We start from the raw sequence: 8,401 nt of genomic DNA on the forward strand, positions 1-8,401 counted from the left end.
ATCCCCCATGAAGCCCCTGGATCTAACGCGTTTCGATCTCAACCTTCTGGTTGTACTCGAGGCGCTGTGGACCGAAAGGCATGTCGGCCGCGCCGCCCAAAGATTGCATTTGTCTCAGTCGGCTACCAGCCACGCTCTATCGAGGCTGCGTACCGCTTTTGCCGATCAGCTTTTCATTCGTCACCCCCGCGGGATTGAACCGACACCGCTGGCAATCGAGTTAATGCCGCGAGTGGCGGAGGTGCTCGAGTCTGTCAGGCTCGTCGCCAGTCCACGTGGGCCGTTCGATCCAGGTCGTCTGCAAGCGACGCTCTCCGTGGCGGCCACCGATCACGCCATATTGACCGTCGTCGCCCCTGTTCTGGCCAAGATCCAGGCCGTTGCGCCGGGTGTCGTACTGAAGCTCAGGCCGGCCGATACGGAATCCGCACTGCGCATGTTAGACAACGGCGATCTCGACATCGTGCTGGGATCTGGCTCATTCGCTCAGGCCCCGCAGCGTTTTGATTGCCAGCTTGTTCACAAGGAGCGCTTCGTCGGCATCGCGCGCAAGGGGCATCCAGCGCTAGTCAAGCGAGGCAAGAAGCTGCACATGGAATTGGAGGATTTCGTCCGGCTTCCCCACATTCTGGTCTCGCCGCGCGGTGATACGCGGGGTGCTGTCGACGATGCGCTTGAGACCCTGGATCGTACCCGCAAGGTGACCGTCACCTGCCCCAGCTTTCTGGCTGTTCCGTTCATGGTCGGCGCTTCGCAATCAATTGCAGTTATCGCCGAGCGCGTTGCACTGCGGATGCAGGAGACCGCGCAGCTGAGCCTTTTTGAGCTGCCCGTGGTGTTACCAGCTTGGGAGGTGCTCGTTATTCGAGCCCGAGGGCGTGCCAATGAACCTGCCGTTCAGTGGATTACGAATATGATGGTCGCTAGTTAAACCTCGGCAGGGGCCGGTTGCAGCTGAGACAACCAAAGGGTGATGAATTTCGTGCATCGACATGGTGTGTAAATGCCATTGGATCGAATGCCTTGGGTTTCCTAGAGTGCGATAGTTGTTTATTCGACCTGCCAGGAATCCCCCATGAATAAAGAGCCCACCTTGGTGATGATCCCTTGCTTCGCCGGTGCTCCGTGGCAGCTCAATCAGTTGACCCACTTGCAAGATCGCCCCATGCATACCCCTCGTTTGCCGGACGACGTCCGCGACCTGGAAACATTGGCCGACTTCATCGCGGATCAGGTGAAGGACTTCGACAGCTATGTGCTAGTTGGCGACTCGTACGGTGCGGTCGCGTCGATCGCGGTTGCGACGCGGCAGCCGAAGGGGCTCAAGGGTCTGGTGCTTTCAGGCGGTTTTGCCAAAAGCCCGATCACCTCGCCCTTGCTCAAGTTTCTGGCGGCACTTGCTCCGTTCTTCCCAGGGCCCTTTTACCGATATTTGACCCTGTCGTTCCACGCAGCAAAGTTGGCTTCGTCGTTTGACAAGGAAGGGGAGATACCCTGGTCAACCGGAAAGAGTCGTGCCTTGTTCATCAGGAGTACGCCGCACAGGGCCTATATCAACCGCATTCGCTCGATCGAGAAAACGGACTATACGACCCTGCTGAAGAAGATCGACGTCCCCACGCTGATCCTGACTCCCGAGGAAGACAAGCTGATCGGCGAAGAAGCCGCGGCGATCCTCCTGAAAGGCATAAAGGGTTCGCGGGAAGTCATCATGCCGCGCACTGGTCACATGTTCAGGTTCTCGCACCCTGGCGCCTACTCTCTCGAGATCAGGACGTTTCTGGAGGGGGCATCGCTATAAGGGCTCTGGAGTAGACAGCAGCTCTTTTGCTTTCTCTTTTATCCGTCGAATATAGAGTTGCACAGGAAACCTGAAGCCTGTGCACGGGCCCACCACAGCGTCAATGACACGCGCCTCTTTCCCGAAAGATCAAACTTTCGATGTGCGCCATTCCTCGCTATCCAGCTTGCCGTCAGCTGTCGTCCTTTTCTCCATGCAGTACTCAATGAGTCCGTTGACCGTCGCCGCAACAGCATCACCGGAGATCGCCGGACCGTGCATCGGGAAGATCGTTTCGACGTCGTATTTGCTGATTTTCTGCAAGGCAACCTGCAGATGGTCAAGGGAAGGAAGGTAGCCGGACTTTTCTATCGAGGCGATAATCTGAGGCAATGGGTCTGCCGAGCCGCCTTCGACGGGACCAAATCTCATGAATACGTCGGACGAGAACAGAGCCTTGAGGCGCGGAACGTAAACGACCAGAGAATCCCACTGATGCACGTGCTTCGTAAAAACAGGGACGATCGTTTCCTCGTTGATCGTGACCGGCACTTCGTCCTTCAACGGTTTGCTCTTGACGGAAAACACGTCGGCGAGCGCATGCGAACAGATCGGATGCGCGTAAGCCACAACGGCCTTGTTGTGCGCGGCAAACTCCGGAAGCGCGCCCATTTCATCGGCCTCAAAATGCGGCACGATCACACTGCCAATAGCATCCACCTCGATTCCCGCGGACGACAGGTTCGACTTCAGCGATGGAAAATCGCCTCTCATTCCGGTTTCGATACATAGAACCGCGCCAGATGGTGCCTTGATGAAAAACTGGCAGAAGCTCAGGTTCAGCTTTTCAACAAAAAGACTATGTCTGTAGATACCACCGGAATAAACGTCGACTTTCGCTGAACTCATTTGCTTGTCTCCATCGCAGCTTCGAATTGCTGAAGCGCGATATGTCCGCGCCTTCCGAATTCTTCGAGATATGTACGCGTGTAACGTTCGTTGTTGTACAGGAATGCGATATCCGTGGGCACCATATGTCGAATGGCAATCAACGGTACCGGAGACTGCAGAGGCCTGAAGTGCCTGTTCCACAGGCCGGGCTCCTCACACCCGCGGTAAAACTGACCAACCATTAGCCGCCGTTCAACAAACCCTGGTTTGAGCCGCTTCTGCACGTATTCTACTGCGCTTGCCGCCTCCTCGAGATGGGTCGGAACAACAATCCTGCAGCGGTAGATGTCATGGTCTGTGTCGCTCCGATGAAATTGCTCCATGTGCATCTCTATGTCGCGCGACAGGTCTTGCACACTTTCCGAATGATTCAGGTAGAACTCGAAGGATTGCTTGAGCATTGCCGTTCTTGCGAATGGGCACACATCACCCGCCCTTCCGAGATCGGCGTGGGGATTGCTGAGGAAATGTTCAATCCAGCTTATGACTTTGGCAAGGTCTTTACTGACCGATGCTTCCTCAAAAGACAGAGGCTCTGACTGCGTCGGGCGCATTGCCATGCTTAACCTCACTCGGTAGCGTGGCTGGTCACCCGCGCCTCTTGCGGCGAGGGTATTTCGTTGATCAGCTTCCCCCACTCGTAGTCGTAGCGTTCGGGTGAAAGCGGCGACACGCCTGCGCCGGGCGTGAAGGTCAGTTCGCCAAAGAAAATCTCCTCGTCGAACACATAAAGATCCACGCGCACATAACCGAGCCCCTCAACCAGCCGCGAGGCAATGCTGATGACCTCGTCCCAATTGGGCAAGCGCGGAGCCGGAACGGCGCTTAGCGGATAGTCACCTACGACAATGTCCATCCGATTCCACTGCGTGTCGTAGAAATCATGCCTTGGACTGCCGAAGCGGTCCGACACTACGCCAGTTATGACGACGGGATCCCCGCCGACGCGCTCGAAAATATTGATCTTGAAGTCGGGCGGCACTTTTCCGCTTCGGTCAAGCAACAACTTCTCGAAGTAAATTCGCGGCTCGATGGTTCGATAATGCCGTTCGCGCGAAGCGAGATAGAAGTTGGTCGACTGCCATTCGTCGGCAAGCTGGCGTAGTTGTTCAAACGACACCCGAGTCTTGTCCCAAACCACTTTGACGAATGCACAACCGTGGTTCGCCTTCATGACGAATGAAGCAGGAAGCGCATCGAAGACTTCCCGTGTAAGGGCATCAGGCGTTGCCAGCAATGGAACCAGGTATTTCTCCCCCACCCTGCTTTTCACATATTCCCGGACGGCCAGTTTATCGGCCAGCGTGCTCCACACCGGATCGGGATGCAGGCAACGGTCCAATATGATTTCGTTGAATGTCGTCGGTCGTTTCAAATTGGGCAAGCGCCCCACTCTTCGACGATGCGATAGAAGCAGAAACACGTAGTCGGGGAGAAAGCGCTTCACGCCATGAAGCAAGCGGGCTCGAATAGCCGCGGCCCTATTCCCGAAAATCGACGCACTTGCGGCATGTGACGATTCCTGGCTACCCGTTTTTACCGGGGCGTTCCCTTTCAGTCCTGAGAATAGCGGGCCTTCATACGGACGAGTTCGCCCCTGCACTTCTTTCGGTGTGCTCATTGGAATACTCCCTGCTCGCTAATGGTGTATCCGGCAACGGCGGCTGGTTACGAGCGGCAACCGCCTGCGGTGCACGTTGGCCAGAACGGTTGCGCAGGCTCTTCCCGCACACTCCTAGCTGCGTAGTACTGTGGGGAGGTTAGCCGATTGACGACGTGCCCAAACTGGCATGGCCGAAAGTCGTGAACTATTGGCACATTTAATGACACCGGTACGCTGTTGCAACGTACGGATCACCGTTACGGCATTTGAGGTTCGGAGGTGGTCTGGTGGTTCCAGAGGGCCCGCTTGAATCGCATCCCATCTTCTTGTGCTTGTCGAATCTCTGCCTTTAGAGCGCACGGCGACAAGGATCCAAACGAATTGGCTGCGTCGATGATAGCGCGCAATTGTCGCCAACCTCAATCCGCCGTAACCTATCACCACGTCCCCAACCCGAAACCACGCGATGCAAGCACATCCTTTGCGACTCTCTCCTGGCGACGATCTGCGTGTCGCGCTCGACGACGTGCTGCGCCAGTTCAAGGTGCAGGCGGCCTTCGTGATCCAGGGCATTGGCAGCCTCAGCGTTGCCCAATTGCGATTTGCCGGAAACGACCATCCGACTGAGCTATGCGATGATCTGGAGATCCTGTCGCTCGCCGGGTCCTTATCGTCTGATGGAGCGCACCTGCACATGTCCGTTGCCGACTCGCGCGGTCGAGTGCTTGGTGGTCATGTGGCGCGCGGTTGCGTGGTCCGCACAACAGCGGAGATATTGCTGGCGCTTCTTCCCGAACATCGCTTCTCCCGGGAGTACGACCTAAGTTCGGGGTTCATGGAACTGGTGATACGAAACGAACCACCTAGGGAGTAGGCTCAACCGACGCTAGCCAGATCAGCGTCCGCTTCACATTCCTCGTTCGACTGCACCAAAACTCCGGTCACTGCCTGAGCCAGTTGATAGTAGCCCTCGCGGCGCATATGAAAGCCGTCATCAAAAAGCCAGTCAATACTGGTGACGGTATTCACGTCGATGAAGGTCAGATTATCAAGAGACTTGCACGTGCCGATAATGAACTCGTTGTAACGCTGTCGAAGTGCCTTTTCATTGGGATTGTTCTCGAGCTTGCGGATAAGGACAACTGTAAATAGATGAGTGTCAGGTCACGCAACGGTGATCAGCGGTGGTAAACGGCAGACCGGTTTCCCGGTCCGCCTTTCTCGCACTTCTCCGGTTCGCTACTTTTTCGCGGCCAACCCACTCAGCCCGCCAAGCAAACCGCCAGAGTTACCCGCAGTGGTGCTGCTGCCCGCGGTGGCGCCGGTCAGTCCGCTTGTCAGCGAACTGACAAGGCCAGTGACCGGCGCGAGCGGGTTACTGCCACCGGCGGAGCCGGATCCCGTCCCCGAGCCGGTCCCTCCTCCCACCGAACCCAGCGCGCCAGTGAGCGACGAGACTATGGAAGTAACCGGCGCCAACGGATTGCCGGAACCGCCAGTCGCACCGCCAAGGCCGCCGGTCAACGTCGATGTCACGCCGTTCACCAAGCCGGTGACCGGCGCGAGCGGATTGCCGCTGCCGCCGGTGGCGCCGCCAAGACCGCCGGTCAACGTCGATGTCAGGCCGTTCACCAAGCCGGTGACTGGCGCGAGCGGATTGCCGGCGCCGCCGGTGGCGCCACCAAGACCGCCCGTCAACGTCGATGTCAGGCCGTTCACCATCGTGGTGATGGGTGCGAGCGGATTGCCGGAACTGCTGCCCGTCAGTCCGCCGCTGAGCGTACCCGGCAGCGACGTCAGGATGCCGGTGAGCGGCGCGAGCGGCGTGCCGCCCAGCGGGTTGCCGCTGCCTGCGCCGCTAGTCAGCAAACCGCCGACTGACGTGACGGTGTCACCCAGTTTGGTGACGACGTTGCCCAGGTTCTGGCCGACCGGGTTCCCGGTCGCGACGCTGATCGTGTTGCCGGCGCTACTCACACCATGGCCGAGGGTCGACAGCAGGCCGTTGAGAGGCGATCCAAGGCCCGTGGCATCGCCGATGGTTTGGGTCGTTTGCGAGACCGTGTTCGTAATCGGCGTGATGGCGGTGCTCACGGTCTGCGTGATCTGCTGGACCGGACCGTTCGGCAGTCCGAGGCCGCTGACGGCGGTGCCGATCGTCGACACGGTGTTGCCGAGCGGCGTGGTCAGCGGACTGAGGGCCGCCGTTGGGCCGCTGCCCAGAGTGGTCACGAGCTGCCCCGCGCTGTTGACCGCCTGGCCCGCGTAATAAACGAGGCCACCGGTACTCGACAGCGTGACGCCGAGCGGATCGGTCGAATTCCCCAATTGGCCGAGACCATTGGTAGCGCCCATGCCGACTGCGGTGACGCCGTTGCCGAGGTTCGACAGAACGTTGCCGAGCGCGCTGCCGGTCGCGGAGTTGCCGCCAGGGATCGGCGTGAGGCCGACTTGATTGCCGAGCGCCGATACGGTTTGGCCGGTCGCGGTGACAACGTTGCCAGCGTTCTGCACGACCACACCGAGGGCATTGGCGCCCGTGGTCGGCGTCGGCGTTGGCGTGGGTGTCGGCGTCGGTGTCGGTGTCGGTGTCGGCGTCGGTGTAGGCGTCGGTGTAGGCGTCGGCGTCGGTGTAGGCGTCGGCGTCGGTGTAGGCGTCGGCGTCGGCGTAGGCGTAGGCGTAGGCGTAGGCGTAGGCGTCGGAGTCGGTGTAGGCGTATGAGTGCCGCCTCCCGAGCCGCTTCCCCCCGCGCCGGAGCCCGAACCACTTCCTGCACCACTTCCCGCTCCATTCGGGAGACCCGGCGTGGTCAATGTGGATCCGCATCCTGTCAGGATGATCATCGACGAAACGCACATAGCGATCGTCGTCTTCTTGAAACTGTTATTCATGTTTGCTCCCCTGTGATTGAATAATCGGGGGAGCTAACTGCAAGGCCCGTGCCTTTCGTCGGATGTAAGCTCTCGAGACGAAAAACCCTTATAAAACAATGGCCTGAAACTCTAATTCACGCCGCCTCCATGCCCGGTGGCCGCGATGTGTCGAGAAACAGCGCCGTGCTACGAGCGCATGTAACGTAACGGAACGCGGAACGATGGCGCACAGGCATGCTGCGCCCAGCCGCCCTACGCCCTATTGCAGCTCGAGTTCATTGTGGCGGCGCCGCCGGCACCAGTCCGTATCGGGACATGACATCCATGAGCATGGCGCGATCCGGCGGATCACCGGCATTGAATATCGCGGCGACATCGCGAAAGTACTGCGCCCCGATATCCGGTGTCAGGACAATCAGCGCGAGCGCGGGGACATCGTGCGGGTTGCTGAAGTGATGGACTGAGCCACGCGGGGAATGCATCGACTCCCCCGGCGCAAGATCACGGGCCATGCCGTCAACGGAGTACCGAAGTACCCCCTGCAGCACATAAACATACTCTTCGTTGAGCGTATGGCTATGGGGCGGTGGCACGCGTGCGCCTGGGAGTACGCTCAACTCGAACACACCCATGCCGCCCGCCGCAGTCCCGTCATGCAGGTACCGAACACCCAATCCGCCAATCTGGATCTGCCCGTTTGATTCGGTTTTCTCAATACCCATGTCAGTCTCCTCTGCGTGGAATATTCCCGGTCCAAATCTAGACACCCCAGGCAAGATGCGTCGAATGCGGAGAAAAAATCCGCATGGCTGTGTTCGCCAAGACACTTTGCCGTAAAGAAAAGCCGCTGGAGTTTTAAACGTTTGTATGAGCGAGCGACAGTTCATGGCCGCACGCCGATTCACGATTGAATCCCAGGTTGTCCCAAGCAGGCGAGGCTATGCGAAAGGTATAGTGTGCCCCATTGCAGCTCGTCAAGCATCCCGGCTCAAGCGAGGCCGGCGGCGTTCTGACCGAGCATGCCGCACAAGAAATATATTGGATAAAAACGAGCCGCCTCACCGGAATCGGGTAGGGTGAGGGGTCACCCCCTCAGCCCTCCCACACCACCGTACGTGCGGTTCCGCATACGGCGGTTCATCAAGAACGCTGGAGGCGTTGCTGGGTGTCCAGCATCGAAACAAGCCCCTGTC

The 8,401-nt window shown here is 58.7% G+C and carries 9 protein-coding genes; 3 read left to right on the top strand and 6 right to left on the bottom strand.

Features of this window, described 5'->3' with window-relative positions; translation table 11 throughout:
* Positions 1-7: 7 nt before the first annotated feature.
* Both A6V37_RS11625 and A6V37_RS11630 read left to right on the top strand, forming a co-directional pair.
* Complete coding sequence (locus tag A6V37_RS11625; RefSeq protein ID WP_064267765.1) at positions 8-931, top strand: LysR family transcriptional regulator; 924 nt, start codon at positions 8-10, stop codon at positions 929-931.
* A gap of 144 nt (positions 932-1,075) precedes the next feature.
* Positions 1,076-1,801 carry an alpha/beta fold hydrolase gene (locus A6V37_RS11630; RefSeq protein ID WP_064267766.1) on the top strand — a complete coding sequence of 242 codons (726 nt, stop codon included), beginning with the start codon at positions 1,076-1,078 and terminating at the stop codon, positions 1,799-1,801.
* Positions 1,802-1,930: 129 nt separating this feature from the next.
* Here A6V37_RS11630 and A6V37_RS11635 read toward each other — a convergent pair whose 3' ends face one another.
* Genes A6V37_RS11635 through A6V37_RS11645 form a run of 3 tightly spaced genes read right to left on the bottom strand, consistent with a single transcriptional unit; the run spans position 1,931 to position 4,352 of the window.
* A complete protein-coding gene (locus A6V37_RS11635) occupies positions 1,931-2,689 on the bottom strand; it encodes an oxygen-binding di-iron domain-containing protein (RefSeq protein ID WP_064267767.1) in 759 nt (252 codons plus the stop codon).
* On the bottom strand, positions 2,686-3,291 hold the full coding sequence (locus A6V37_RS11640; protein WP_064267768.1) for a DUF6875 domain-containing protein: 606 nt from the start codon (positions 3,289-3,291) through the stop codon (positions 2,686-2,688). Before A6V37_RS11640 ends, A6V37_RS11635 begins: the two co-directional genes overlap by 4 nt.
* An 8-nt stretch (positions 3,292-3,299) precedes the next feature.
* Positions 3,300-4,352 carry an ATP-grasp fold amidoligase family protein gene (locus A6V37_RS11645; protein ID WP_082902693.1) on the bottom strand — a complete coding sequence of 351 codons (1,053 nt, stop codon included), beginning with the start codon at positions 4,350-4,352 and terminating at the stop codon, positions 3,300-3,302.
* A 448-nt stretch (positions 4,353-4,800) separates the two neighbouring features.
* On the opposite strand from A6V37_RS11645, the gene A6V37_RS11650 reads away from it, so the two are divergent.
* Positions 4,801-5,208, top strand: a complete 408-nt coding sequence (locus tag A6V37_RS11650; protein ID WP_064267769.1) for a PPC domain-containing DNA-binding protein — start codon at positions 4,801-4,803, stop codon at positions 5,206-5,208.
* Positions 5,209-5,210: 2 nt separating this feature from the next.
* On the opposite strand, the gene A6V37_RS40625 is transcribed toward A6V37_RS11650, so the two are convergent.
* The 3 genes from A6V37_RS40625 to A6V37_RS11665 all read right to left on the bottom strand — a co-directional run bounded on the left by A6V37_RS40625 (position 5,211) and on the right by A6V37_RS11665 (position 7,930).
* The gene (locus tag A6V37_RS40625; protein WP_157447866.1) at positions 5,211-5,363 is read right to left on the bottom strand and encodes a hypothetical protein; all 153 of its coding nucleotides are present in this window, start codon (positions 5,361-5,363) and stop codon (positions 5,211-5,213) included.
* 210 nt (positions 5,364-5,573) lie between these two features.
* Positions 5,574-7,226 (bottom strand): collagen-like triple helix repeat-containing protein, encoded by a 1,653-nt coding sequence (locus tag A6V37_RS11655; RefSeq protein ID WP_244174031.1) that lies wholly within the window; start codon positions 7,224-7,226, stop codon positions 5,574-5,576.
* A 257-nt stretch (positions 7,227-7,483) separates the two neighbouring features.
* Positions 7,484-7,930, bottom strand: coding sequence for a cupin domain-containing protein (locus tag A6V37_RS11665; RefSeq protein ID WP_064271779.1), 447 nt, complete (start codon positions 7,928-7,930; stop codon positions 7,484-7,486).
* Positions 7,931-8,401 lie beyond the last annotated feature (471 nt).

The organism is Paraburkholderia ginsengiterrae, assembly GCF_001645125.1.
GTDB lineage: Bacteria > Pseudomonadota > Gammaproteobacteria > Burkholderiales > Burkholderiaceae > Paraburkholderia > Paraburkholderia ginsengiterrae.

What these genes read in the sequence shown, in the direction of transcription:
- A6V37_RS11625 (WP_064267765.1), top strand. Translation starts at nt 8, where the DNA reads ATGAAGCCCCTGGATCTAACGCGTTTCGATCTCAACCTTCTGGTTGTA.
- A6V37_RS11630 (WP_064267766.1), top strand. Translation starts at nt 1,076, where the DNA reads ATGAATAAAGAGCCCACCTTGGTGATGATCCCTTGCTTCGCCGGTGCT.
- A6V37_RS11635 (WP_064267767.1), bottom strand. Translation starts at nt 2,689, where the DNA reads ATGAGTTCAGCGAAAGTCGACGTTTATTCCGGTGGTATCTACAGACAT.
- A6V37_RS11640 (WP_064267768.1), bottom strand. Translation starts at nt 3,291, where the DNA reads ATGGCAATGCGCCCGACGCAGTCAGAGCCTCTGTCTTTTGAGGAAGCA.
- A6V37_RS11645 (WP_082902693.1), bottom strand. Translation starts at nt 4,352, where the DNA reads ATGAGCACACCGAAAGAAGTGCAGGGGCGAACTCGTCCGTATGAAGGC.
- A6V37_RS11650 (WP_064267769.1), top strand. Translation starts at nt 4,801, where the DNA reads ATGCAAGCACATCCTTTGCGACTCTCTCCTGGCGACGATCTGCGTGTC.
- A6V37_RS11655 (WP_244174031.1), bottom strand. Translation starts at nt 7,226, where the DNA reads ATGAATAACAGTTTCAAGAAGACGACGATCGCTATGTGCGTTTCGTCG.
- A6V37_RS11665 (WP_064271779.1), bottom strand. Translation starts at nt 7,930, where the DNA reads ATGGGTATTGAGAAAACCGAATCAAACGGGCAGATCCAGATTGGCGGA.